Genomic DNA, 25955 nt, shown 5'->3' with positions numbered 1-25955 from the left:
CTTCTTATTAAGATAAGTAACTAAATAATCGTAAGAATCTATCATCTCTATACCTAAAAGACTTAATAAAATAATAGGCATAACACTGAGATATATATTGGTCTGTAGCAATAATATGGCCACGTACAACAACACAACAGACAAAAATAGCTGTACAACTTTCTCTGTAATATCAAATACAAAACTATTGCGTTTATACAAACGAATTGAAAATACCAGAATTAAAAAACAACTCATAAATGCTAGAACATACGTTGGGAAAACAGAGACTCTGTAAATAAGATTTTTCTTGGCCAGCATATTTAAAATATTCGCATGTATCACAACCCCATAAGTATCTGGTACTGCTCTGCCAACCCATTTAGAATTTAATGGCGTAAAGTGCTTGTCTTCAATATCAAATTGGGTATTACCATCACCAAGGTATCCCATTAATATAACTGCATCCTTTAATGCAGGAATATCATCTAGTTCTAAAATTTCATCAATCTCAAAATTTAAAAACACGTCTTTGTTGCCTATATAATTTATGGGTATTCGCTTTTTCAATTCCTTTTCAGCATAGCTCTCATCAATCAAACCTGCTTCCAAAGCAAGTTTGGTGGTAAAAGCATATTCCTTTTCATTAGGATTATCCTTAACCCCAATAAAATCTCTAATTACCGAGTTCTGATCTTTTAAATTAAGATTGATGTAGCCTTTTTTGGCATTGTCCGTTCTGAAATATGGATCACTATTAACTATAGAATCATTTTCATGAAAATACGCTGTTACTATATGATTATTTGAAGCAATTGATGCTTTCAATATTGAATCTGTAAAAGCCAACTTACGGTCTTTAAAAATAATATCGAGCCCAATAGCCCTAGGGCTTTGAGCGCTAATTTTATTTACTGCTTGCGCCAGTTGATATCGATCAGCATGTTTTATATTTACTAGTATTATTTTATCGCTTCTCTGTTCTTTATTAAAACGCTTAGAATAGTAATAATCTGTAAACTTAAAATCCTTAAAAGTATTTTCAAATGGGTCTAAAAATGATAGATTAACGAATGTAAAATACAGAATACCTGCTACAATAAATGTCATTATGGTACAGAAAAATGCATCTCTAAAGAGAATTTTATCTATCTTCATTAAACTAGTTTGTTATTTTCTCAATTGCTGATGCTCCATCAGAAATGATGGCGTCTTTATTATCACTCAGCATACTCGGAAGCTTATTAATATACTTACTCTTGTTACCTTCATATTCCTCTAACCTAACATTTATTTTAACTACACCATAATTATCATTATCGTCTAATTGGGTGGTGATGGGAATATCGTAATACCAAGGCGATAATAATGGCTTATCAATGAGGTTGTCAGCACCATATTTGAGGTTTTTAAAATCGTATTCCTGTTCGATCAAAGTTGCACTGTTTGGTGTACCATCTTCACCTCTCCATTGCCCTTCAATTGCAATTGAGATCCTTGCATTAAGATTCTCATCAGTATATACCTTCGTTTTTGAAAAGAACACCCTTAGTTCGTTAAAACTCAATCTTGTTACACCAGGATTCTGCGGATCGCTAATTAATTCTATAACTGCATAAAAATTCAACAAATCGTCTTGTTCAAGCCTTATAACGTCTTGAACATTCAAGGCCGCATTATTACCTCTGGATTTTGGCATTGCATTAATTTCATCTTCAACTAATGTTGTTATTTGAGCTTTCTTCTCAGGGCTCTCAGGTTTTGAATATTTTTTAATATGAATTTCTTTGTAGGTCTTCTCAACCTCGCCCAAATCTGTATTGTAATAATTATTTATTGAAATGGACTGTGAATAAGTACTAACTAAGGATTTTGAGGTTTTCTCTGCTAAATACGAAGCTCCAAAAAACACGCCTTGAAGTACGGTTTCTACGAGCCCACCTCGAGTATCTGCTCTTTTCATCACTACAACAAACTCTTCATCAGATTCTATATTAGATCTATGATGCACTTTGCACGAGCACATAAATAAAATAAGTAAAAAGGATAATAATTTTTTCATCATAAAAACTTTTAGGTTGTAATTTATAAATTTAATTTTAACAAATAGATATAAAACTATAGCCGCAGTATAAATAACAAAAAGATTGCCAAACTATTTTCTTCGCGAATTATAGGTATGAGTTTATATCATATTTAGGTTTTTCTGTTAAGTTTTTTTTAGAAATTGTTAGAGGCTAAGTTTTCCTCTAATCTTTCAACATTTCTGTATAAAATATAATAACCATAACTGTTTTTGAACTTCAGCCATCAATGATAACCTATTATGGCTGTAGAAATCTATACTAAAACTGATGATGAAACTTTAAAATTACATCTCCGTGAATTTTCTCAGTATTAAAATAAAAACCTTTTAAGTAAAAATCACAAGGTTCTAGATTATGGGCCTACCAATGGTCTGGTTAATTAAGATCTTAGGAGTCATTCTTTGAAAAGATTCACTTCATAGAATAAAAAAGCCAGCAAAATTGCTGGCTTTCTTTTTTAGTGACCTCGGCAGGATTCAAACCTGCAACCTTCTGAGCCGTAATCAGATGCGCTATTCAGTTGCGCCACGAGGCCGTTTTAAAGTGGCTGCAAATATAAGACAATTATTAAAACACTTGCAAACTATTTATTTCAAAATTCTATTGATTATTTTTGGCCCATGGTCTCTAAAGAACTCCTACAACCATTTAGTTATTTATTTGATGATGAAATTCTTCAAAATATTTTTGAGTTTTCCAAGTTAATAGAATTTCAGAAACACGATATAATTATAGACATTGGCCAAGAGCTCAATTTTGTCCCCTTACTATTAACGGGAAATATTAAAGTCCTTAGAGAAGATTCTAATGGAGATGAGCTACTTCTATATGTTTTAGAATCTGGAGATACATGTGCCATGTCCCTTACCTGTTGTATGTCTAGGTCCTTTAGCAGAATTAGAGCTATCGCCGGTACAGATGTTAAGGTGATTATGATACCTGTAGCGCAAATGAGACAATGGTTTAATACTAATGAAAGCTGGAGAAGTTTTATTCTCCAAAGTTATCAAGTACGTTTTGATGAAATACTTGAAACCATAGACACGCTAGCATTTATGAAGATGGACCAACGCCTATTAAAATATTTAACAGATAAAGTGAAATTAGCTTCATCAACACGTTTGGAGATAACACATCTAGAAATTGCTGAAGATTTACATACCTCTCGCGTGGTAATTTCACGCCTATTAAAACAGCTTGAGAAGGAAAACAAAATAAAACTTGCTAGAAATAGTATTACGGTCTTGGTATTTTAGTAACATAAGTCACATTAGATTAATATTGGAATTCTATTTTTGCTAAAAAATTTAATTATGGAATATATATTGCAACCTTGGCCTTGGTATGTTTCAGGACCACTAATTGCCTTGGTGATGTTTCTACTTCTTTATTTTGGAAGAACATTTGGAATGTCATCTAATTTAAGAACACTTTGCTCTATTGGCGGTGCTGGGAAAAATGTAGAATTTTTCAAGTTTGATTGGAAAAATCAGCGTTGGAATTTAGTGGTTGTTCTCGGAGCTGTCGTTGGTGGTTTCATTGCACATCATTTTTTATCCAACCCAATTAATATAGATTTAAGCGAAAAGACGGTTAATGACTTAAATACTTTAGGTTTTGAAAACGTTGGTAAAAGTTTACTTCCACCTGAACTTTTTAGTTGGGAAAATGTCTTAACACTTAGAGGGATATCTATATTAATTATAGGTGGGTTCTTGGTTGGATTTGGTACGCGCTATGCAGGTGGTTGTACATCTGGACATGCCATTACAGGACTTAGCAGTTTACAAAGACCATCACTTATTGCTGTTATTGGTTTTTTTGCTGGTGGACTAATTATGATTCATCTTATTTATCCAATTTTATTCTAAAAAAATGAAGTACATCAAATTCTTTTTAGTAGGCTTATTTTTCGGAATTGTTTTAGTCAAATCTGAAGCGGTTTCATGGTATCGAATTTTTGAGATGTTTAAATTTCAATCCTTTCACATGTATGGTATCATTGGTACTGCAATTACAACTGGCATTTTACTTTTACAACTTTCTAAAGGCTTTAAAGTTAAAACCACCGAAGGCAATAACTTAAGAGTGCCTCTAAAAGAAAAAGGATTAACACGATATATTATTGGCGGGACAATATTTGGATTAGGTTGGGCCCTTTGCGGTGCTTGCCCCGGACCAATGTATATTTTAGCTGGAACAGGAGTATTTTCGATATTGATTGTAATTGCAGCTGCATTGCTCGGAACATATATGTATGGAGTTTTAAAAGATAAACTCCCTCATTAATGGAAGTCACAGAACTTCTTGGTTATATCGGAGCACTGCTTGTTGGCATTGTCCTCGGACTTATTGGTGGCGGAGGATCTATTTTAACAGTACCCATCATTGTCTATTTATTTGGATTAAACCCCTTAATTGCAACGGCATACTCGTTATTTGTTGTTGGTATTACATCTGTAATTGGAGCGATTCAGAATTTAAAAAAAGGTATGGTCGATGTAAGAACTGCAACTGTCTTTGCTATTCCTTCATTTATTGCAGTTTATATTACCCGAAGTTATATCGTTCCAAGACTACCTGAAGTACTGTTTTCAATCGGAAAATTTGAGGTAACCAATACCGTTTTCATAATGATTCTTTTTGCGGTTGTTATGTTTTTTGCAGGCTTTGCTATGATTAAAAACACAACGAAACAAAAGGAAAAATTCAATCCTAAAGAAGACATAACATACAATTATCCATTAATTGCTATTGAGGGTATATTAGTTGGTATTCTAACAGGTATCGTTGGCGCTGGTGGTGGATTTTTAATTATTCCTGCATTGGTATTGCTCGTAAAAATTCCTATGAAAAAAGCCATAGGCACTTCCCTTCTCATAATAGCCGTAAAATCACTAATTGGGTTTTTAGGTGACGTTTCAAATCCTGAACTCGATTGGTTATTCCTCATCATATTCACAGGCTTATCTATTATTGGAATTGTGATCGGCGTTTATCTGTCAAAATTTATTAGTGGAGAAAAATTAAAGAAGAGTTTTGGGTATTTTACAATAACCATGGCCCTTTATATCATTTATAAAGAACTGTTTTAATGAACTATGTGACAAAAGTCACATTTCAAAAATTCAACTTTTGTAAATTTGTAATAAACATTTAAAGAATGAAAATCGAACAATTATATACAGGATGCTTAGCTCAAGGAGCTTACTATATTGAGTCTGATGGTGAAGTTGCTATAATTGATCCTCTAAGAGAAACACAACAATATATAGATAAGGCCAAGGCCAATAATGCAAAAATAAAGTACATTTTAGAAACTCATTTTCATGCCGATTTTGTTTCTGGTCATATTGATTTAGCTAAAAAAACTGGAGCCGCTATCGTTTTTGGCTCTGGTGCTACAACAGATTATGAAATACATGCTGCAGTGGACAATGAAGAACTTAAATTAGGAAAACTCACTATTAAAGTGCTACATACACCAGGACATACGCTAGAATCTGTAACTTATCTTCTGATTGATGAAGACGGAAAAGATCATGCTATTTTTTCTGGAGACACATTATTTTTAGGAGATGTTGGTAGACCAGATCTCGCCATTAAATCTGATTTAAGTAAAGAGGACTTGGCTGGCATGTTGTACGATTCGCTCCGGGATAAAATAATGACCTTATCAGATGATGTTATTGTTTATCCTGCCCATGGCGCAGGATCTGCATGTGGTAAAAATTTAAGTAAGGAGACTGTAGGTGTTTTAGGAGAACAAAAGAAAACAAACTATGCCTTACGTGCAGACATGACCAAACAAGAGTTTATCAAAGAAGTGTTAGATGGTATTGCTCCACCCCCTCAGTATTTTGCTAAAAATGCTATGATGAATAAAATGGGTTATGATAATTTTGATATGATTTTACAAACCGGAGATGTGCCATTAAGTCCTGAAGAATTCGAAGCTTTAGCAAACCATGAATCTGCTCTGGTTTTAGATGTAAGAACACAGTCTGATTTTATTAAAGGGCATATCCCAAATTCTATTTTTATAGGCTTAAATGGTGGCTTTGCACCTTGGGTAGGAGCCCTAATCACAGATATTAAACAACCAATCGTTTTAGTAGTGCCTGAAGGAAAGTCTGAAGAAGCAGTAACACGACTATCTCGCGTTGGTTACGACAATACTTTAGGATATTTAAAGGGAGGTATTGAGGCTTGGAAAGCTTGTGGAAAAGATATTGAGACTTTAGAGTCCATTTCAGCTGAGACATTTGCTGATATTTCTAAGACTTCGGATATTAATGTTCTAGATGTGAGAAAAGATGGTGAATATAACAGCATGCATCTTGAGAATGCTCAACATTTTTCGTTGGATTGTATTAATGATAACATGAATGCCATTGCCGATGATAACACCTATTATGTGCATTGTGCAGGTGGTTATCGTTCCGTGATTGCCATTTCAATTTTGAAAGCACGAGGATTTAATAATCTAATAGATATAGCAGGTGGATTCGGAGCTATTAAAAAGACGGATTTACCAACTACAGATTTTGTTTGTCCTTCAACTTTATAATTATGGATGGTCGTTTAGTAATACAAAATCTAAAATGTGGTGGTTGTGCCAATACGATTATAACACAATTGTCAAAATTAGATGGTATAGATACGGTTAAAGTTGATAATGCCACTAATCAGGTAAAATTTTCCTATTTAAGTAAAGAAGCTTTAGAAAAAGTAACAGATAAATTATCTCAATTAGGTTACCCAATTGAAGGTACATCTAATTCGTTACCAAAAAAGGCAAAGTCTTTTGTAAGCTGCGCTATTGGGAGGATTTCTAAATAGCATAGAGTTTTTTTTGACTTTTCCTTTTTGCCCTTTTCCAAGAACTAACTCTTTTACCTTTAGAGTTATAATAAATATCTTTATTGTTCTTATAATTAGAATTATTCTTGTGAAATAATCTGTATATATAGTAAGTACTTAAATGATATTCTTCAGCGACTAGATTAAAAGAATTGTATTTGAATAAGGTTAAGAAGAAAATTTCGCCATCATATCCTTGCTTTCTTCTTAAAATAATATTGCCATTAAGATCGTATATTTCAGTAGTTGGTGCACCTAAAATTGCTGCAGAAGCATAAATATCTTTTCTAGTCGTTTTAACTAAACTTCCTTCTCTATCCAAATAATGTTTAATCTCAAAAGCTCCCAACTTGTAAGTGCAATTTGGCTCTTCAGGATTTTCCATTCTCAACAACGCATCCGTTATAATCTCCTCACTTTTAGAAATTAAAGTGTTCTCATCAAAAACAATCCCTTGAGCGTATGAGTAGGTAAATAAAAATAGAGTTATTATAAAAATATAATGCTTCATATCAGCATTATACGATTTCTGCACTTAATCCTGCTTGTAATAATTTAGAGCACCGCGGTTTTAAATCTTCGTAAGGTCCAGTCTTAACTGTACATTTTCCTTTATAGTGCACAATAATGGAACATTGTTCTGCCTGTTCAGGAGTATGATCACAGGCGTAAATCAATGTGTCTATAACGTGGTCAAACGTATTGACATCATCATTAAATAATACAATTTCATTTTGATTGACAACCTCTTCTTCTAATAAGAGTTCTTCTGATTGCTTTTCTCTCGTCATGGTCGTAAGGGATTAAAAGGCGCTACTAACACTACACTAATTTATAAATTTTAACGCTACCCATTGCCCTCTTTGTATAGTTTCTTTCAATTTTAACATGTGAGCTTCGCATGCTTCTACAATCAGAGGTATATCATCGCTGTAAAATCCACTTAAAAATAACATACCATCTTCATTTAAAGCCTTTTGGTAAACTGGGATATCGTTTAACAATATGTTTCTATTAATATTGGCTATAATTACATCATAATCTTTATCGACTAAAAGCTGAGCATCGCCTTCGTAAACAGAAATATTCTTGCATTGATTTCGCTCTACATTCTCAAGACTATTTATATAACACCAATTATCAATATCTATAGCATCTAAACGAGTGGCACCTGTTTTTTCCGCTAGAATAGCCAGTACTCCAGTACCGCATCCCATATCAAGAACAGACTTACCCTGACAATCATTTCTTAAAATATGTTGAATCATCATATGTGTAGTTTCATGATGACCTGTACCAAAACTCATTTTGGGTTCTATAATGATGTCGTATTTAGTGCTTGGAATCTCGTGAAACGGAGCACGAACCGTAACTAAATCATCAACAACTATAGGTTTAAAATTCCGCTCCCATTCTGCATTCCAATTGGTCTGCTCAATTTCATTAAATTCATAAGTAATTGAAAATTCATCTGAGTTAAGAATTTGAATATCCTCTAATATAAAGGCATTCCAATCATTTTTTTGAATATAGGCTGTTACTCCTTCTTTATTCTCTACAAAACTCTCAAAACCAGCATAACCTAGTTCTGCAATCAAAATTTCAGTAGCTGGTTGAAGTGGCTGAACTTTAAAATCGTAACCTATGTACACATCATGAGACATTTAAAACGCATTAACTATTGCAAAGAAATCTTCTGGGTTTAGAGAAGCACCACCAATAAGTCCTCCATCAACATCTGGCTTTCCAAAAATTTCTTTAGCGTTGTTAGGCTTTACACTACCACCATATAAGATAGTTACACCGTCAGCGGTATCAGCGTCATATTTATTTGCTAGGGTTTTACGAATAAAGGCATGCATATCTTGAGCTTGATCTGGAGTAGCAGTTTCACCTGTACCAATAGCCCAAACAGGCTCATACGCCAATACGATATGCCTAAATGCTTCTGCATCTAAATGAAATAAGGCCTTGTTTAATTGGCTTTCCACAACAGCTTCTTGATTACCCGCCTTTCTATCTTCAAGTTCCTCACCAAAACAAAAAATAACTTCAAGCTTATTAGCTAGAGCTGCATTTACTTTTTCAGCTAATAATTCATCTGTCTCTCCAAAATAAGCACGTCTTTCTGAATGTCCCAAAATCACAGTCTTAACCCCAACACTCTTTAACATCTCAGCAGAAACTTCACCTGTATAAGCACCGTGTTTAGCTTGATGCATATTCTGAGCCGCTACTTCTAATTTAGACTTTTTGGAACGTTTTACTGCTGATGCTAGGTTTACAAAGGTTGGAGCTACGATAACTCTTGTAGTATTCAACTCTATTTTCTTTATTGATTTTTTAATTTGTTTTATCAGCTTTTTAGTGGCCTTTAGATCATTATTCATTTTCCAGTTTCCAGCAACAATATGTTTTCTCATGGTTTTTAAGTATTGTATTCTAAATTATGATTTACAAAAATAAGGTATTAAAGCCAGTTGCTCTATTATATTTTTAATAGGTAATTTAAGAGAGTTTGACTCGTGGATCTAACCACGCATAAATAAAATCCACTAAAATATTTATGGTAATAAATACTATAGCAATAACTAACACTGACCCCATAATTACTGGTAGATCTAACGTATTCAAGGCATTTACAATTTCTTTACCCAGACCATTCCACCCGAAAATATATTCTACAAAAACAGCACCAGCTAACATTGAGGCAAACCAGCCTGAAACTGCAGTAACCACAGGATTTAACGCATTTTTTACGGCGTGATTTTTTATAACTTGATACTCACTTAAGCCTTTAGCTCTGGCTGTTCTAATAAAATCTTGACCCATAACCTCTAACAATGAATTTCGCATTAATTGAATAACCACAGCCAACGGACGGATACCTAGTACTACAGCAGGTAGAATTAAGTTTTTCCATTTAATAGTCATACGCTCACCAAAATCATCTAATTCGTAAAGACTTCCAGTCATTTCTAAATTGGTGTATTTATGCAATACAAACCCAAATAACCAAGCAAATAAAATAGCACTAAAAAACGAAGGGACACTCATACCGAATGTACTTAATACCTGTATACTCTTATCGATCCAAGTGTCTTTATAAAGTGCCGAAATTATGCCAAATACAATACCAAGAACTATAGCAATTATTATGGCTGATACTGCCAACACAAATGTATTAGGAATGGTTTCTCCAATGACCTCAGTTACTTTTTTTCCTTGTTTATTAAAAGATTCACGTAAATACGGAGTTTTTAAAACTGTGCTTGTATTACCTATGGTAAACAGTTCGGCAGCATTATACTTATTGTCTCGCAAGTAGGTATAATCATCAGAAGAATTAGAATGAAAAGAAATGGGTGATAAATCATTAAGATAGTAAAGATATTGGGTACCCAAAGGTTGGTCAAATCCATACTTTTTCTTCACAGCTTCTACTTGCTCTGCAGTTTGGTTTTGACCCAACATCATTTTTGCTGGATCTCCAGGCAATACTGTAAACAAAAAGAAAATAACGGTAATCACACCCATTAAGGTGATGAATGCGTAGAAGAGTTTATTTACTAAATAGCGTAACAAAAACTAATCATTTTTTAGTTCAAACATTACTATTGAAGAATAATTAGTATTGTTTGCCTCATTTATAGAGTCCAATACATCACCTTTGTTTCTTTCTTTTAAAAATGACACTTTTACAATTTCATCATTAGATAAGGATTCAAGTTCCTCTTTAGTGGATAATTTGCCATCTATTAAGTAAAGAATATCATTATCAGGTTGATCAACAACAACTATGTTTGATTCTTCTTGTATCAATTCAATACCTTCAATATCGTTCCAATGAGCCTTGTTAACCACCGTTCCTTTTTCGAGGATTACAATTCCAGGGTTTGAACGAATAATGGTTTTAATCACCTTCTCGTCACATAAATAAAAGTCAAAATCTAACTTATAGTTTTGTTTTACCTCTTGTTTCGCATCATTTCCAGAAGATGTTAAACCAATAACAGTATACCCTTTACTTGCAGCCTCATCAGTTAAAGCCTTCAGTTTTACAACACCTTCAATTTCAGAAGAGTTGATGTTATACATAGCCACTATCATTAACTTTTCTTTTTCTAAGAAATAAGTCGTGAGGTCTTCATCTTCAGATTCAATGGAAAAATCTTGAATTGGTGGAATATAGCCTTCATCAATCGTCTTAGTTTCTACCCCAATATATTCACCATCAACATTAGGATAGCTTCCATTAGTTACAAATTCTTGCTTTTCACCATTAACATCAAACGTCCATGTATACTCTAAAACAGGTTTTGCTGCATCTTCAGGAATAATCATTTGCTCTTGGATGTTCTTTCCAATCGCATAAGCTCTAAAGTCAATTGAAGGCAAATGCATTAACACATGATAACCAAACCAAAGAGACACGATAAAACTTAATAATGCAATGACCGAGGTTGGTAGCTTAGAAAACATAGGCTTAATATGCTTTAAACCAATAACTAAGACAAGGATTAAAACTAATAGAATAACATCCTTAGTAAAACTTTCCCAAGGAGTAAGCTTCAAGGCATCTCCAAAACACCCACAATCCTTTACCTTATCAAAATACGCTGAGTAGAAGGTTAAGAAGGTAAAAAATACAATCATAGCCAAAAGACTGTAGATTGTAAATTTTGGCAGGTAGCCTATTAATAAAAATACTCCCAGAACAACCTCAAAGACCACCACAAAGACTGAAAATAATAAGGCATAAGGAATTAAAAATTCCAGATTTAAGACATCAGCACCAAAATACTCCTGTAATTTATAAGAGAACCCTAATGGATCATTCAGTTTTATAAAGCCTGAAATGATAAACAGTATTCCAACAAATATTCTACTTAACTGAACTAAATACTTCATAAATTATAAGTCTTATTGGTTAGATTCACCCAAATGAATCATTGCAAAAATCGCGTAGTTTATCATGTCTTGATAATTAGCATCAATTCCTTCGCTAACTAAAGTTTTACCCGCATTATCCTCAATCTGTTTAACTCGAAGTAACTTTTGTAATATTAAATCGGTTAAAGAACTCACACGCATATCACGCCAAGCTTCACCATAATCATGGTTTTTATCCAACATTAGTTGCTTTGTCAGTGCCACCTTTTCATCATAGAGTAAAGTAGCTTCTTCGATATTTAAATCAGGTTGCTCAACCACCCCTTTTTCAAGTTGAATTAGCGCCATGACACAATAATTAATGATACCAATAAATTCGCTCACTTCTCCTTCATCAACTTTACGTACATCATTTTCTTGTAAGCTTCTTATGCGTTGTGCTTTTATAAAAATCTGATCTGTAAGTGATGGTAATCTTAATATTCTCCATGCGCTACCATAATCACTCATTTTATTTACAAAAAGTGATCGACATTTATTGACTACAGCATCGTATTGTTTTGAAGTGTCTTGCATCTAAAACTCTATTATTTTGCGTAAATTTCGCATAAATAAGTTAGAAGTTCAAAGTTTGAGGTTTAAAGTTTTAAGCAGCCTCTTTTAATAAGTTTTATGACCATAAACTGCAAAGGCCAATTGATAGATTTATCCACACCAAAGGTGATGGGAATTCTTAACGTAACACCAGATTCTTTTCATGATGGTGGCCAATACAAAGATGAATCTGCGATTCTAAATCAGGTTGAAACTATGCTAAATGACAGAGTTACATTTATTGATGTTGGTGGTTACAGCTCGCGTCCTGGTGCGGATTATGTTACTGAAACTGAAGAACTGAATCGCGTCATTCCAGTAGTACAACTTATTTTAAAACACTTTCCTGAGACCTACATTTCAGTAGATACGTTTAGAAGTGAAGTAGCAAAGCAAAGCATTGACGCTGGTGCTGCGTTGATAAATGATATTTCTGCTGGCCAGCTTGATGAACAAATGATAAACACCGTAGGTCAACTAGGTGTTCCTTACATTATGATGCACATGCGTGGCAATCCAAAAACCATGCAAGCGCAAACAAAATATGACGACTTAATTAAGGATATTAATTTCTACTTTGCCGAAAGAATAGCTGAAGCGCACGCTGCAAAAATTAATGATATCATTATAGATCCAGGTTTTGGCTTTGCAAAAACCCTTGAACAAAATTACCAGCTACTCAATCAACTAGAACTTTTAGGCATAGTTGGAAAGCCAATTTTAGCTGGACTTTCGCGCAAATCGATGATCTATAAAACACTAGATACTACCTCATCAAATGCCCTTAATGGTACGACAGCATTGCATATGATTGCTTTAGATAAGGGCTCAAAAATACTGCGCGTTCATGATGTTAAAGAGGCTATGGAATGTATCACCCTATTTATTAAACTGCACGCATAGTGAAGAGATGGTTTGTTTTAATTATTGGACTTGTAGTTTTAAGTTGTAATAATGAGCGTGTAATTCAACTACCTGACATTGAAAATGCAGAAATCACAGAAGTACAGCCTATAATTTTTATGATGAAACGCAACCAAATTCAACCTTATTTAATGGTAAAAATTTGATAAGTACCACCACCTGGTTCGTTAATGCAGATAAGCGCTTAACACTTGAGCAAGCTATTCCGCATATTCAATTTTTACAGAATAAGCGTAAAAAGGCCTCGATGCATAACAATGAAAACGCCAAAAATTATTTTACTTATAATGATACCAGCATTAAGAATTTGGGCTTTGTTGAATTTACGGATGTGAATTACTCAACCGATTTGAGTTTTGTAGGTAAATATGATTCAGCTGCTAATAAAACTAAGCCTATTTTAGTTCATTTTATTTCTGAAGACTATGTAGCAGCACTATGGCCAGATTTTAATAGTAGTCCACGGAAAGAAAATGTCATAAAAATTGACTCATTATTCACAAATAAATATCTAAATCAATTTAATAGAAAGAATATTCAAATTCAGTTAGTCTTTACAAGTAGTTATGACTTTCAAAAATATGTGAGTTTAAAAAATAACCTCAACAGATTCTTTGGATCAGAAGTTGAATTCAGTAAACAAGAATTCATTTATTAACATAAATTCTTAAATTAGCAAAAAGCACTAACCTTGGAGAACTTACAACTTTGGGATTTCAGATTTATAGATTTCGTTGATGTATTTCTCGTTGCCATCCTGCTGTACTATATCTACAAATTAGTTAAAGGCACCGTTGCCATTAATATCTTCATTGGAATCCTTATCATCTATTTTGCTTGGCGCTTAACCGATTACCTGCAAATGCAGATGCTCTACAGTATTTTTGATGGCTTTATGAAGGTGGGAATTATAGCGCTTATTGTAGTATTCCAACCAGAAATTAGAAAGTTCTTGCTACTTGTAGGATCTACTAATATTGGTGGTAAAAAAGGCATTTTTAAGAACTTTAAATTTCTTAAAAATGATGACCAAACCACAACAGATGTTGATGCTATAATCAATGCCTGTAATAAAATGGGTGCTACAAATACTGGTGCGCTGATTGTGATAGAACGTAATAACAACCTAGACTTCCTGACCAATACAGGAGATGAAATGAATATTTTGGTGTCGCAACCCATCATAGAAAGTATCTTTTTTAAAAACAGTCCATTACATGATGGTGCGATTATAGTAGATAATAACGTTGTTAAGGCAACTCGTGTTATTCTACCTGTTAATAATGAAAAAAATATTCCAGAACGTTTTGGACTGCGACACAGAGCAGCAGTAGGAATCACCGAAAAAACAGATGCCTTAGCCATTGCAGTAAGTGAAGAAACAGGTCAGATTTCATATATAAAAAATGGAGAATTCATAATGTTTAAAGACACCGATGACCTTATTGCTAAGATTAAAGAAGACTTAGCCTAGTGATTTGCAAAAACTGCCATACTACCTTAAATGAACAGGATGAGTACTGTAGAAATTGTGGTGCTAAAATCATTAGAAAACGACTCAGCTTTAAAAATCTATTTGAGCATTTAAGTGAGACCTTTTTCAATTACGACAATAAACTATTAAGAACATTTATACAACTTTTTAAAGCCCCTGAAGATGTTATCGTTGGTTATATCAATGGAGTTAGAAAGAAGTACATTAATCCAATCAGCTTTTTTGGTTTATCACTAACCTTATCTGGACTTTCTATTTTTATCATCAAAAAATTTTACATTCAGTATTTAGATTTTTCAGGGATATTTGAGGGTATGCAAGCCTCACAAAATATTGCTCAAGCTACATCAGGTTCTGCTTTAGAATACAACTCATTAATATACTCTGGATTTGTACCGTTGTTTGCTTTAATTTCATGGGTGGTCTTTTTAGAAAAGAAATATAACTTTACTGAGCATATCATCATATACTTGTATTCTATGTCACTTATGAGTGTCCTCATGGTATTTGCCGCTCAAGCTGTTTTAATTATTGCTCCAAACACTTATTTGCTATTTAGCATACTCTCATGGCCATTAATGTTTTTATACCATTGTCATATTCTAAGAAGAATATTTAAGTTGTCTTTTGCCACCTTATTACTAAAATCACTTATATTTTTTGCAATATTCTTCATTGCATATATTGTAATTTCAATACTACTATTTATAGTGATGGTAGTAACAGGAGTGGTTAATCTTACAGATTTTGTACCTAAATAGAAAGTATTAAACTGCTTCCACTTTTAAAAACTGAACCTCATACAGATTTTTATAGTATCCCTCTTTTTTGCTCAATAGTGATTTGTGCGTTCCCGTTTCTACGATTTGTCCTGCATCCATTACAATTATTTTATCTGCTTGCTGAATCGTAGCCAATCTGTGGGCAATAACGATAGACGTTCTACCTCTAGTAATTGTATCTGTGGCTTGTTGAATTAATTGTTCCGAGTACGAATCAACTGAAGACGTAGCCTCATCAAGAATTAAAATACTTGGATTAGTAACATAGGCTCTTAAAAACGAAATTAACTGGCGCTGTCCAGAGGATAACATAACACCACGCTCCTTAACATTATAATGGTATCCTCCAGGTAGACTACTAATAAAGTCATGAATCCCTATCGTTTTAGCAGCAGTTACCACGTCTTCTTCGGTAATGTATTCGTTATTTAGAGTGATGTTATTTAAAATGGTATCCGCGAAGAGAAATACATCTTGAAGCACCACAGCAATTTGATTTCTGAGTGAACTTAAGGTCATGGATTTAATATCTTCGCCATCAATTTTTATATCTCCAGAATCGATTTCATAAAAACGATTCAATAAATTAATAATAGTAGATTTTCCTGCTCCGGTAGCACCAACAATGGCAACGGTTTCACCTGCTTTAACATTAAATGACACTTCTTTTAAAACCACCTCGTCTTTCACATATGAAAAACAAACATTGTCAAATGTTATATCACCGTTAAAATGATTGGCCTCGATAACACCTGAATCATCGATATTAGAATGAGTGTCTAATACTTTAAATACACGATCTGCCGCAACCATTCCCATCTGAAGCGTATTAAACTTATTCGCAATCTGGTTTAGAGGTCTAAAGAGTAAAGGAATAAACATCGTAAAGGCAATTAAATCACCCATTGATGCCGTTTGACCAACAACGGTATTTACACCACCAATCCAAATAACTGCGCCCATAGTCATAGAAGATACAAACTCAGCAATTGGAAAGAATATAGAATTATACCATACCGTTTTTAACCAGCCCTTTTTATGGCGTTCATTAATTGCTTTGAACTTTTTGTATTCGGTTGTTTCTCGTGTAAATAATTGAAGAATTTTCATTCCAGTAACACGCTCCTGAACAAATGAATTTAGATTAGACACTTCCGTGCGTACATCTTCAAACGCACGCTTCATGTACTTCTGAAATATCTTAGTTGCAATTACAATTAGTGGTAAGGTGGCAAATACAATGAGTGCTAACTCCCAATTCATAAAAAACATAACACCAATAACCACCAACATTTTTAGCAAGTCACTAAAAATCATAAAAAGCCCTTGACCAAATATATCCGCAATACGCTCCATATCTGTTACAGATCTCGTAATTAAGACTCCTACGGAGGACTTATCAAAGTAGGTCATTTTGAATTTTAGGATATGGTTAAAAAGCTTTACTCTAATGTCCTTTACAACAGATTGCCCTAACCAGCTTGCGTAGTAAATAAATAATAACTGTGCCACAACCTCAAGAACCAACAACAATAGCATGGCAGTGACATACAGCACAAACCCATCATACTTTTTTTCAGCGATTTGGGTATCTATGGCCTGTTGTAAAACATAAGGTCGTAACGCACCAAAAGCTGCAAGCCCAATCACACAAACCAATGAAATTATAAAAACACTTTTATATGGCTTTATAAATTGCAGCAAGCGCTTAAATAGCGAAACGTCAAATATTTTCTTTTCTTTATCTGCCATACTTAATCAGCAATCCAAGTTGTTTCGGGATACAAAATTTCCACTAAATATAAACCATGCGCCGGAACTGAAAAACCAGCCTCACTCCTTTTTTTAGACGCAATTATTTGATGTAAATCATCTGGTTCAATTTTTTCTAAACCAATATTAATCATTGTTCCTACAATTGCCCTTACCATGTTGCGTAAAAATCGATTCGCAGTTATTGTAAATTGCAATCGATCAGATGATGCCTTTTCCCAATGTGCTTCCTTTATATCACAATGATAGGTTTTTACATCTGTATTACTTTTTGAAAAGCATTGAAAATCATTATAGTCAAATAAGATTTCACAAGCGTTATTCATTTTATCAATATTCAATTCCTGGGACACTTGATATGCATAGTCATAATTAAAAACATTTTTACTTGTAGCTATCTTATAATGATAAGTTCTACTTAAAGCATCGAATCTGGCATGCGCGTCAGATTTAACCTTTCTTATATTATAAATTGCAATATCCTTAGGTAAATAGGAATTGAGTTTATACGCTAATTGTTTAACATTAAGTTCTGGAATAAAATCAAAATGTGCAAACATTTTCGATGCATGGACACCAGTATCAGTTCTTCCGGCACCAACAATTGAAATGGTCTCTTTTAATAGAGTTGACAAACCTTTTTCAAGAACCTCTTGCACAGTTAAGGCATTGGGCTGATTTTGCCAACCATGATAAGCCTTACCATTGTATGATAACTCTAAAAAATATCTCAAAAGATTAGCTATTTTTGCATCTAACACGGCAAAGATAAACAGTTTGACGTGTTAATTTCACAATATTATCTTAATGCAAAAAATACTTCTTTTATCAGATACACATAGTTATATCGATGACGCCATTCTAAAGCATGTTAAGCAAGCTGATGAAGTGTGGCATGCAGGCGATATTGGTGATTTGTCTGTTACAGATGAAATAAAGGCGCTCAAACCTTTAAGAGCTGTATTCGGAAATATTGATGATGCTAAAGCTCGCACAGAATTTCCACTACATAACCGTTTTATGTGCGAAGATGTTGATGTCTGGATAACTCACATTGGTGGATATCCTCCAAAGTATAACGGAAAAGTTAGAACTGCCCTTAAAGAGAATCCGCCAGATTTATTTATTACAGGACATTCTCACATTTTAAAAGTAATTCCAGACAAAACTTTAAATCTTTTACACTTGAATCCAGGCGCTGTTGGAACACATGGCTTTCATAAAAAACGAACTATGCTTCGATTTAAAATCGACGGAAAACATATAAAAGCTCTCGAAATTATTGAGTTCGAAAGAAGATAAAATGAAAAACCCAGACGGCAGCGTCTGGGTTTTTCGCACTAATACTACTAAGATTTTAGGTTCATCGTAATCGATCTACAGATTTTACAAGATCTTCATCCTTTTTAATAGCCTTGTTAGCCAAGACTAAACACACAATAGAAAAAACAGGAAGAAGAATCCCAATACCTTTCTCAGAAACGTCAGCTTCTCCAGATACATTTAGAGATTGATAAACAAAGATTCCTAGTAAAATAAAGTTTAATATGATATTCACGCGTCCCATTACGAATTGAGACTGTCTCTTTTTAAAACTAAAAATCGAAATTAAAGATAATAAAGCCGAGCCCAAAAACAAGCCTAAGTACATATAATTATCGGTAGCATATACTTTTACCTCTTCGCTATTGGTCCATAAATAAAATACGAAGATTAACCCTGCAGAAAAGCCTAACGCTAAAAGTAAATAAAGTGTTTGTATACGTTGAATCATTTCGATCACTAAAAATGCTTGGCAAAATTAGTAGTTTATTTTATAAAAAGATAGAAATTTATTGAAAATAAAGTTGTATCATTGCAATAGAAGGAAGTAACCAACTTTGTTACATCAATCTAATCTTCCATATTAATTTCACCTTTTTCTTTTTATTTCATTTAGAAAATCTTGAATTAACAATGTCAAAATTATAATACATTATATACATAGAAATGTTCGAAATTTCACAGTTAAAAGCGAAAAAGTTACCTGAGTTACAGGATATTGCTAAACAACTTAAGGTACCTAAATACCGAAGCTTAAAAAAATTAGATCTAGTCTATCAAATATTAGACTACCAAGCAGCCAATCCGCAAGCGGTTAAGGCTTCCGTTGAGACTGAAACTAAAGAAAATAAGCCTCAGCAGAAAAGAGCAAGAGTTCAGAGAGCGCCCCAAGACAAAAAAGATCAACAACCTCAAGACAAAAAAGAACAACGATCTCAAGACAAAAAAGAACAGCGATCTCAAGAATCCTCTGAGAAAAAGGATGACTCTAAAACACAAGACCGCACGTCTAATGACAACAGACAGAATCACAAGCGACAAGAGAATAAGTCTATTGATCGCAACGATAATCGCTCTAACAACAATCAAAATAACGATAATCGACAAAATCGAAATAAAGATAATAACAGAAACAATAACCACTCAAAAAACAATGGTAATAAGGACAATAGAAACCGTTACCGTGAACCAGATTTTGAGTTTGACGCGATTATTGAAAGTGAAGGTGTTTTAGACATCATGCAAGATGGCTATGGATTTTTAAGATCTTCTGACTATAACTATCTTACCTCACCTGATGATATTTATGTTTCACAATCTCAAATTAGATTATTTGGTCTTAAGAAAGGTGATACAGTATTAGGTCACGTAAGGCCACCCAAAGAAGGTGAAAAATATTTCCCACTAATTAAAGTGAGTAAAATCAACGGTCAGGATCCAAATGTTGTTAGAGACCGTGTAGCCTTTGAACATCTAACACCATTATTCCCTAAGGAAAAATTTAATATTGCCGAAAGACAGAGTACAATTTCAACACGTATAATGGACCTATTCTCACCAATAGGAAAAGGGCAACGTGGTATGATTGTTTCACAACCAAAAACTGGTAAAACCATGCTTCTAAAGGATGTTGCTAATGCAATTGCAGCCAATCATCCTGAAGTGTATCAAATGATTTTACTTATTGACGAACGTCCTGAGGAAGTAACAGATATGCAACGTAATGTGCGTGGTGAAGTTATTGCTTCTACCTTTGACAAGGAAGCACACGAGCACGTTAAAATTGCAGATATTGTTTTAGAAAAAGCAAAGCGATTAGTTGAATGTGGACACGATGTTGTTATTCTACTAGATTCGATTACACGTTTAGCAAGAGCCTATAATACGGTGCAGCCAGCGTCAGGTAAAATTTTGTCTGGTGGTGTGGATGCCAATGCATTACACAGACCTAAGCGATTCTTTGGAGCTGCACGTAATATTGAAAATGGTGGTTCATTAACAATCATTGCAACAGCACTTACAGAAACAGGATCTAAAATGGACGAAGTAATCTTTGAGGAATTCAAAGGAACTGGTAACATGGAGTTACAATTAGATCGTAAGATTTCTAATCGTCGTATTTTCCCAGCTATCGATTTAACATCATCTAGCACGAGACGTGATGATTTATTATTAGACGATAACACCATCCAGAGAATGTGGGTAATGCGAAAGTATCTTGCAGATATGAATCCAGTTGAAGCGATGGAATTTATCAATGATAGATTTAAACAAACTAGAAGTAACGAAGAGTTCTTAATATCAATGAACGGATAATGTAGAACAACAATCTTTAGAAAAAATAAAACCTTGAGAATCCCTCAAGGTTTTTTCTTTGCTGTTATAATCATTATCGAAACAAAAAAAGTCTTCCCAAATAGGAAGACTCTTAATTATCTTAATTGTACTTCAGTTATAATGAAGCAACGTGTTTCGTTAAGCTAGATTTTAAGTTACCTGCTTTATTAGCATGAATTACATTTTTCTTTGCTAACTTATCGATCATACTTACAACAGAAGGTAACATCTTTTGTGCTTCTTTTGCATTTGTAATCTCACGTAATTTCTTAATAGCATTACGAGTTGTTTTGTGCTGATATCTATTTAGCACTCTTTTTTTCTCGTTGCTTCTAATTCTTTTTAAAGCTGACTTATGATTTGCCATTCTATTTTTTTCTTTTAAAAATTGTAGCCCGTAGGGGAATCGAACCCCTCTTACCAGGATGAAAACCTGGCGTCCTAGCCGATAGACGAACGGGCCATTTGGTTATTTACATATTTAAATGAACCAACAATGTTTCCATTGCGGATGCAAAAATACAACTATTTTTAAATGTTGCAACTACTCGCATCTATTTTTTAAAAAAAAATTAATAAGCCTTTGCAAAAAGCACACGTTGTCTAGACGAATTACCTGTAAATACGCATTGTCCTACCTCTTTTTCATTATCCAAAGGAATACATCTAATGGTAGCCTTAGTTAACTCTTTAATCTTTTGCTCTGTTTCTGCTGTACCATCCCAATGTGCAGAAATAAAACCTGTTTTGGTTTCTAGTACATCTTTAAATTCTTCAAATGTATCTACCTTGGTAATATGAGAATTTCTAAAGTCTAATGCTTTATTAAACAAGCTTTCTTGAATTTCTTCTAATAAATCTTCAACAACAATATTAATTCTATCAAGAATGACAGTTTCTTTGGTAAACGTATCCCTCCTTGCAAGTTCTACTGTATTATCTTCTAGATCCTTAGGACCAATTGCAATTCTTAAAGGCACACCCTGTAACTCATGTTGTGCAAATTTTGCACCAGGACGCAAGGTATCTCGCTTATCAAATTTAACTCTAATGTTGCGTGCTCTCAAATCACAAATGATTTCATCAGCGACCTTTTGAACAGCTTCAAATTGTTCTTCAGTCTTATATATAGGTACGATTACAACTTGATACGGTGCTAAATTTGGAGGTAACACCAATCCCTTATCATCACTATGTGTCATAATTAAGGCACCCATTAATCGTGTAGAAACACCCCAAGATGTTGCCCACACATAATCCTGTTTACCTTCTTTATTTGTAAACTTAACATCAAAGGCTTCAGCAAAATTTTGCCCTAAGAAGTGTGATGTCCCTGCTTGAAGGGCCTTTCCATCTTGCATTAAAGCTTCAATACAATAGGTTTCTTCGGCACCTGCAAATCGCTCGCTTTCAGTTTTAATTCCTTGAATTACAGGAATTGCCATAAAATTCTCAACAAACTTAGCATACACATCATTCATTTGAATGGTCTCTTCTACAGCTTCGGCCTTAGTAGCATGTGCAGTATGCCCTTCTTGCCATAAAAATTCTGCAGTTCTTAAAAACAATCGTGTACGCATTTCCCAGCGGACGACGTTCGCCCACTGATTTACTAAAATTGGTAGGTCTCTATAACTCTGAATCCACCCCTTGTAAGTATTCCAAATAATAGCTTCACTGGTTGGTCTAACGACAAGTTCTTCTTCTAATTTAGCTTTAGGATCAACTCGAAGTTTACCTTCATTATCTGGATCGGTCTGTAACCTATAATGCGTAACTACGGCGCACTCCTTCGCAAAACCTTCAGCATTCTTCTCTTCGGCTTCAAACAAGCTCTTTGGCACAAATAATGGAAAGTATGCATTTTGGTGCCCTGTTTCTTTAAACATTCTATCCAACTCAGCTTGCATATTTTCCCATATTGCATAGCCATATGGTTTTATGACCATACAACCCCTTACAGCAGAATTTTCAGCTAAATCTGCTTTTACAACAAGTTCGTTATACCATTTTGAATAATCTTCAGCTCTTTTTGTAAGATTTTTACTCATCTTCAGTGTTTTGGCACAGATATTGTGACTATGTTAAATAAAAAAATAGTTCAGCAAAACTAACTATTTTTGCTATGTTCAACAATAAATAATAAGAGATATGCAATTTAAAACCATTACTAGACAAAAATTGCCATTTTTTGTTGCACTCGGTGTGTTAGCCATGTTAACTTCATGTGGTTCCTTTCAATATGCCGGATATGATAATGATGGAATATATTCAACAGAAAACAACAGTACCATTGTTGTTGAACAACAACCAGAAGTCACCACTTCTACTGAAGATTCAAACTACTACAAAAATTATTTCGCTGAAAACACTGCACAGCTAAATGCTGCAACAGAAGAAAGCGAAATTTTTACTGATATAGACGCTTATGAAGGAAACTATTTAGAGCGTGTTCAAGATACTTTAGAACAACGTCCTGCCTATGGAGGTTGGGGTCAAAATGGAAATGTTACCATAAATATTATTGATAACAGCTGGGGCTGGAATAACTGGGGTATTAACGACCCTTGGTTTTATGGAGGCTGGGGCTGGAATTACTGGGGTTGGAATGCTGGCTGGGGTTGGAATGCTGGTTGGGGTTGGAATGCTGGCTGGGGTTGGAACACTGGCTGGGGTTGGAATTATTGGGGCTGGAATGCCTGGTGCCCACCAGGGTATAATTACTGGGGGTGGAGAAATGGTTATTACAGTAACAATTTTATTGCCTTTAATGGAGGACGCAGAGGCTCTGTACTGTATAATAATTACAGCTTAAGTCGAAGAGATAGGAGTAACGCAGCAGTTTCAAGAAGAGATTATTCTACAAGACGATTGTCTAACGCTGCAATAAATAGACGGACAACAAGATCTGTTAGTACAAGAACACCAAGATCTACACGGTCTATTGGAAACACAAGAACAGTACGTTCGTCTAATGGTAGAACCGTAAGAACAACGCGATCTCAAAATACTCGAGTCACAAGACCTTCAACGTCTAGAACTGTAAGAACAACTCGAAGCACAAGGCCATCACGTTCTATGCCCACAACGCGAAGTTCGTCTTCATCACGATCATCTAGTGGCGTACGTTCATCAGGTGGATCTAGATCATCTGGTGGTTCAAGATCATCAAGCGGTGGAGGAAGACGCGGACGAGGTTAAGTCAACAGGATAATTCCATAAATTAAAACATTACCTATGAAAAAATTACTTATGCTAGGCGTAGGCCTGGTTTGCACATCCAATATTCTAGCACAAGACATTACTGACGCTGTGCGTTATTCTATGGAAGATATCAAAGGAACAGCACGCTTTAGAGCGATGAGCGGTGCCTTTGGTGCACTTGGTGGTGACTTATCAAGTATTCATGTTAATCCGGCAGGTTCAGCCATTTTTAATACGAGTTATACAGCTGGATCATTAGGCATAATCAATAAAGATGACCAAATTAGTTATTTCAATGGTCTCAATACTGCCAATAATTCTAATGTGGATATAAACCAATTAGGAGCAACCTTTGTGTTTAGAAATACAAATATAAATTCACCTTGGAAGAAATTCGCTGTCAGTGCTGCATACGATAGAGTTGCAGACTTTGACGACAACTGGGTAGCAAGCGGTATAAATCCTAACACCAGTATTGTAGAGTATTTTTTCCAAAACGCTAATGGATTACGTCTCGATGAAATTTCAGCCCTTCCTGGGGAAACCATTTCCCAAGCCTACTCAGAAATCGGAAACATCTTTGGTTTTCAACATCAACAGGCATTTTTAGGATTTGAAGGATTTTTAATTGACCCTGTAAATGACACCGATGACAACACAGAATATATACGTAACATTAATGGTACTAATTTTAATCAACGTTATGCTTATGCCAGTAGAGGTTACAATGGTAAATTAGCCTTTAATTTTGCAACAAGTTATAATGACAAGGTTTATTTTGGATTAAATTTCAATACACATTTCATCAATTACGAACGATCTACATATTTTCAGGAATCAAATAATAACGTTGCATCTACGGTTACAGATGTAGGTTTTGAAAACAATCTTCTTACGACAGGTAGTGGTTTCTCTTTTCAACTTGGAGGAATCGCCAAATTAACTGAGGAATTACGTGTTGGAGTATCGTATAATTCACCTACATGGTACCGAATTTCTGAAGAAACATCTCAATATTTAGCAACGACAAGAATTGATAATGGCTCTAACGTTAACCAAGTATTGAGTCCTAATGTAATCAATATCTTTCCAGAGTATCGCTTACAAACTCCAAGTAAACTTACAGGTAGTTTAGCATACGTCTTTGGGAAACAAGGCTTATTAAGTTTTGACTATTCTATACGCGATTATAGCGGTGCAAAGTTCAAACCTACGTCAGATATATTTTTCTCTGGTTTAAATAGCGCTATTGGGAATACATTAGATACCTCAGTCGCTTATAATGTTGGTGGTGAGTACCGTTACAAACAACTTAGTTTTAGAGGTGGATACCGATTTGAAGAAAGCCCTTATAAAGATGATACATTCTTTGGGGACCTTTCTGGGTATTCACTAGGTCTAGGATACAATTTTGGAAACTTCAATTTAGATGTAGCTTTCAGTCAATCTGAACGCGATACAAACTATCAATTGTACAATGTAGGTTTAACAGATTCTGCATCTTTTGAATCAAAATTTACAGATGTAATTCTAACCTTAGGATTTAGCATCTAATACATATTACTGCATTAAATAAAAAGCCTGATCGAATGATCAGGCTTTTTATTTTCTATTTATTTAATAATTATCGTTTCAGGGTAAAATGGGCTTTAAATTCTTTTCGTTGTCCGTTAAGTGGTTCGTCATAGATTACTGTAAACC

General features: G+C 34.3%; 29 protein-coding genes and 2 tRNA genes. 15 read left to right on the top strand and 16 right to left on the bottom strand.

Features of this window, described 5'->3' with window-relative positions; genetic code table 11:
* From HRU49_RS09550 to HRU49_RS09540, 3 genes are all read right to left on the bottom strand, one after another.
* A partial coding sequence (locus tag HRU49_RS09550; RefSeq protein ID WP_296356540.1) for a CHASE2 domain-containing protein occupies positions 1-1137 on the bottom strand: 1137 nt, incomplete at its 3' end.
* A 4-nt stretch (positions 1138-1141) separates the two neighbouring features.
* Positions 1142-2044: a hypothetical protein gene (locus HRU49_RS09545; protein WP_296356538.1), complete on the bottom strand. Its 903-nt coding sequence runs from the start codon at positions 2042-2044 to the stop codon at positions 1142-1144.
* Positions 2045-2527: 483 nt separating this feature from the next.
* Positions 2528-2601: transfer RNA gene (locus HRU49_RS09540), tRNA-Arg, on the bottom strand.
* A gap of 85 nt (positions 2602-2686) precedes the next feature.
* On the opposite strand from HRU49_RS09540, the gene HRU49_RS09535 reads away from it, so the two are divergent.
* The 6 genes from HRU49_RS09535 to HRU49_RS09510 all read left to right on the top strand — a co-directional run bounded on the left by HRU49_RS09535 (position 2687) and on the right by HRU49_RS09510 (position 6908).
* On the top strand, positions 2687-3322 hold the full coding sequence (locus HRU49_RS09535) for a Crp/Fnr family transcriptional regulator (RefSeq protein ID WP_296356536.1): 636 nt from the start codon (positions 2687-2689) through the stop codon (positions 3320-3322).
* A 57-nt stretch (positions 3323-3379) separates the two neighbouring features.
* Positions 3380-3937: a YeeE/YedE thiosulfate transporter family protein gene (locus HRU49_RS09530; RefSeq protein WP_296356533.1), complete on the top strand. Its 558-nt coding sequence runs from the start codon at positions 3380-3382 to the stop codon at positions 3935-3937.
* A gap of 4 nt (positions 3938-3941) precedes the next feature.
* Complete coding sequence (locus HRU49_RS09525) at positions 3942-4355, top strand: DUF6691 family protein (RefSeq protein ID WP_296356531.1); 414 nt, start codon at positions 3942-3944, stop codon at positions 4353-4355.
* On the top strand, positions 4355-5161 hold the full coding sequence (locus HRU49_RS09520; protein WP_296356529.1) for a sulfite exporter TauE/SafE family protein: 807 nt from the start codon (positions 4355-4357) through the stop codon (positions 5159-5161). The genes HRU49_RS09525 and HRU49_RS09520 overlap by 1 nt, the downstream gene beginning before the upstream one ends.
* Before the next feature lie 68 nt (positions 5162-5229).
* On the top strand, positions 5230-6636 hold the full coding sequence (locus HRU49_RS09515; RefSeq protein ID WP_296356528.1) for an MBL fold metallo-hydrolase: 1407 nt from the start codon (positions 5230-5232) through the stop codon (positions 6634-6636).
* 2 nt (positions 6637-6638) lie between these two features.
* Entirely contained in the window at positions 6639-6908 is a 270-nt protein-coding gene (locus tag HRU49_RS09510; protein WP_296356526.1) for a heavy metal-associated domain-containing protein, read from the top strand.
* Here the strand turns inward: HRU49_RS09510 and HRU49_RS09505 are convergent.
* The 7 genes from HRU49_RS09505 to HRU49_RS09475 form a co-directional block, all read right to left on the bottom strand.
* Positions 6901-7440 (bottom strand): hypothetical protein, encoded by a 540-nt coding sequence (locus HRU49_RS09505; RefSeq protein WP_296356523.1) that lies wholly within the window; start codon positions 7438-7440, stop codon positions 6901-6903. The two genes, HRU49_RS09510 and HRU49_RS09505, sit on opposite strands and share 8 nt — an antisense overlap.
* 7 nt (positions 7441-7447) lie before the next feature.
* Complete coding sequence (locus HRU49_RS09500; RefSeq protein ID WP_296356521.1) at positions 7448-7720, bottom strand: ATP-dependent Clp protease adaptor ClpS; 273 nt, start codon at positions 7718-7720, stop codon at positions 7448-7450.
* A 36-nt stretch (positions 7721-7756) separates the two neighbouring features.
* A complete protein-coding gene (gene prmA, locus HRU49_RS09495) occupies positions 7757-8593 on the bottom strand; it encodes a 50S ribosomal protein L11 methyltransferase (protein ID WP_296356519.1) in 837 nt (278 codons plus the stop codon).
* Positions 8594-9352, bottom strand: a complete 759-nt coding sequence (tpiA, locus tag HRU49_RS09490; RefSeq protein WP_296356516.1) for a triose-phosphate isomerase — start codon at positions 9350-9352, stop codon at positions 8594-8596. It lies immediately after the preceding gene.
* A gap of 85 nt (positions 9353-9437) precedes the next feature.
* Positions 9438-10514 carry an ABC transporter permease gene (locus HRU49_RS09485; protein ID WP_296356514.1) on the bottom strand — a complete coding sequence of 359 codons (1077 nt, stop codon included), beginning with the start codon at positions 10512-10514 and terminating at the stop codon, positions 9438-9440.
* Positions 10515-10517: 3 nt separating this feature from the next.
* Positions 10518-11840 (bottom strand): BT_3928 family protein, encoded by a 1323-nt coding sequence (locus HRU49_RS09480; RefSeq protein WP_363146593.1) that lies wholly within the window; start codon positions 11838-11840, stop codon positions 10518-10520.
* A 12-nt stretch (positions 11841-11852) separates the two neighbouring features.
* Complete coding sequence (locus tag HRU49_RS09475) at positions 11853-12398, bottom strand: DUF1599 domain-containing protein (RefSeq protein WP_296356512.1); 546 nt, start codon at positions 12396-12398, stop codon at positions 11853-11855.
* Between the two features lie 96 nt (positions 12399-12494).
* Between HRU49_RS09475 and folP the strand changes: the two genes are divergently transcribed.
* The 5 genes from folP to HRU49_RS09450 are packed head-to-tail and all read left to right on the top strand — an operon-like array spanning position 12495 to position 15596.
* The gene (gene folP, locus HRU49_RS09470) at positions 12495-13319 is read left to right on the top strand and encodes a dihydropteroate synthase (RefSeq protein ID WP_296356510.1); all 825 of its coding nucleotides are present in this window, start codon (positions 12495-12497) and stop codon (positions 13317-13319) included.
* A complete protein-coding gene (locus HRU49_RS09465) occupies positions 13319-13486 on the top strand; it encodes a hypothetical protein (protein ID WP_296356509.1) in 168 nt (55 codons plus the stop codon). The genes folP and HRU49_RS09465 overlap by 1 nt, the downstream gene beginning before the upstream one ends.
* The gene (locus tag HRU49_RS09460; RefSeq protein WP_296356507.1) at positions 13483-13998 is read left to right on the top strand and encodes a hypothetical protein; all 516 of its coding nucleotides are present in this window, start codon (positions 13483-13485) and stop codon (positions 13996-13998) included. Before HRU49_RS09465 ends, HRU49_RS09460 begins: the two co-directional genes overlap by 4 nt.
* A 33-nt stretch (positions 13999-14031) precedes the next feature.
* Positions 14032-14814 (top strand): diadenylate cyclase CdaA, encoded by a 783-nt coding sequence (cdaA, locus tag HRU49_RS09455; protein WP_296356505.1) that lies wholly within the window; start codon positions 14032-14034, stop codon positions 14812-14814.
* Positions 14814-15596, top strand: a complete 783-nt coding sequence (locus HRU49_RS09450; RefSeq protein WP_296356503.1) for a DUF3667 domain-containing protein — start codon at positions 14814-14816, stop codon at positions 15594-15596. Before cdaA ends, HRU49_RS09450 begins: the two co-directional genes overlap by 1 nt.
* 6 nt (positions 15597-15602) lie before the next feature.
* On the opposite strand, the gene HRU49_RS09445 is transcribed toward HRU49_RS09450, so the two are convergent.
* Positions 15603-17369, bottom strand: coding sequence for an ABC transporter ATP-binding protein (locus HRU49_RS09445; protein WP_296356501.1), 1767 nt, complete (start codon positions 17367-17369; stop codon positions 15603-15605).
* A gap of 2 nt (positions 17370-17371) precedes the next feature.
* Complete coding sequence (truA, locus tag HRU49_RS09440) at positions 17372-18124, bottom strand: tRNA pseudouridine(38-40) synthase TruA (RefSeq protein ID WP_296356499.1); 753 nt, start codon at positions 18122-18124, stop codon at positions 17372-17374.
* Between the two features lie 73 nt (positions 18125-18197).
* On the opposite strand from truA, the gene HRU49_RS09435 reads away from it, so the two are divergent.
* Positions 18198-18692: a metallophosphoesterase family protein gene (locus HRU49_RS09435; protein ID WP_296356497.1), complete on the top strand. Its 495-nt coding sequence runs from the start codon at positions 18198-18200 to the stop codon at positions 18690-18692.
* 61 nt (positions 18693-18753) lie between these two features.
* On the opposite strand, the gene HRU49_RS09430 is transcribed toward HRU49_RS09435, so the two are convergent.
* On the bottom strand, positions 18754-19164 hold the full coding sequence (locus HRU49_RS09430) for a DUF4293 domain-containing protein (protein ID WP_296356495.1): 411 nt from the start codon (positions 19162-19164) through the stop codon (positions 18754-18756).
* Between the two features lie 215 nt (positions 19165-19379).
* Here HRU49_RS09430 and rho point away from each other — a divergent pair, with 215 nt between their 5' ends.
* A complete protein-coding gene (gene rho, locus HRU49_RS09425) occupies positions 19380-21029 on the top strand; it encodes a transcription termination factor Rho (RefSeq protein ID WP_296356493.1) in 1650 nt (549 codons plus the stop codon).
* 136 nt (positions 21030-21165) lie between these two features.
* Here rho and rpsT read toward each other — a convergent pair whose 3' ends face one another.
* The 3 genes from rpsT to proS all read right to left on the bottom strand — a co-directional run bounded on the left by rpsT (position 21166) and on the right by proS (position 23101).
* The gene (gene rpsT, locus HRU49_RS09420) at positions 21166-21417 is read right to left on the bottom strand and encodes a 30S ribosomal protein S20 (protein WP_296356491.1); all 252 of its coding nucleotides are present in this window, start codon (positions 21415-21417) and stop codon (positions 21166-21168) included.
* Between the two features lie 24 nt (positions 21418-21441).
* Positions 21442-21513 (bottom strand) — tRNA-Glu (locus HRU49_RS09415).
* Positions 21514-21622: 109 nt separating this feature from the next.
* On the bottom strand, positions 21623-23101 hold the full coding sequence (gene proS, locus HRU49_RS09410; protein ID WP_296356489.1) for a proline--tRNA ligase: 1479 nt from the start codon (positions 23099-23101) through the stop codon (positions 21623-21625).
* Positions 23102-23201: 100 nt separating this feature from the next.
* Between proS and HRU49_RS09405 the strand changes: the two genes are divergently transcribed.
* Positions 23202-24251: a hypothetical protein gene (locus tag HRU49_RS09405; protein WP_296356487.1), complete on the top strand. Its 1050-nt coding sequence runs from the start codon at positions 23202-23204 to the stop codon at positions 24249-24251.
* A 36-nt stretch (positions 24252-24287) separates the two neighbouring features.
* Positions 24288-25808, top strand: coding sequence for an outer membrane protein transport protein (locus tag HRU49_RS09400; RefSeq protein ID WP_296356485.1), 1521 nt, complete (start codon positions 24288-24290; stop codon positions 25806-25808).
* Positions 25809-25955 lie beyond the last annotated feature (147 nt).

It is taken from the genome of Winogradskyella sp., from assembly GCF_013213975.1.
Classification (GTDB): Bacteria; Bacteroidota; Bacteroidia; order Flavobacteriales; family Flavobacteriaceae; genus Winogradskyella.
Note: the sequence above shows the minus strand (reverse complement) of the source record. Positions and strands in the feature narration are given on the sequence as shown.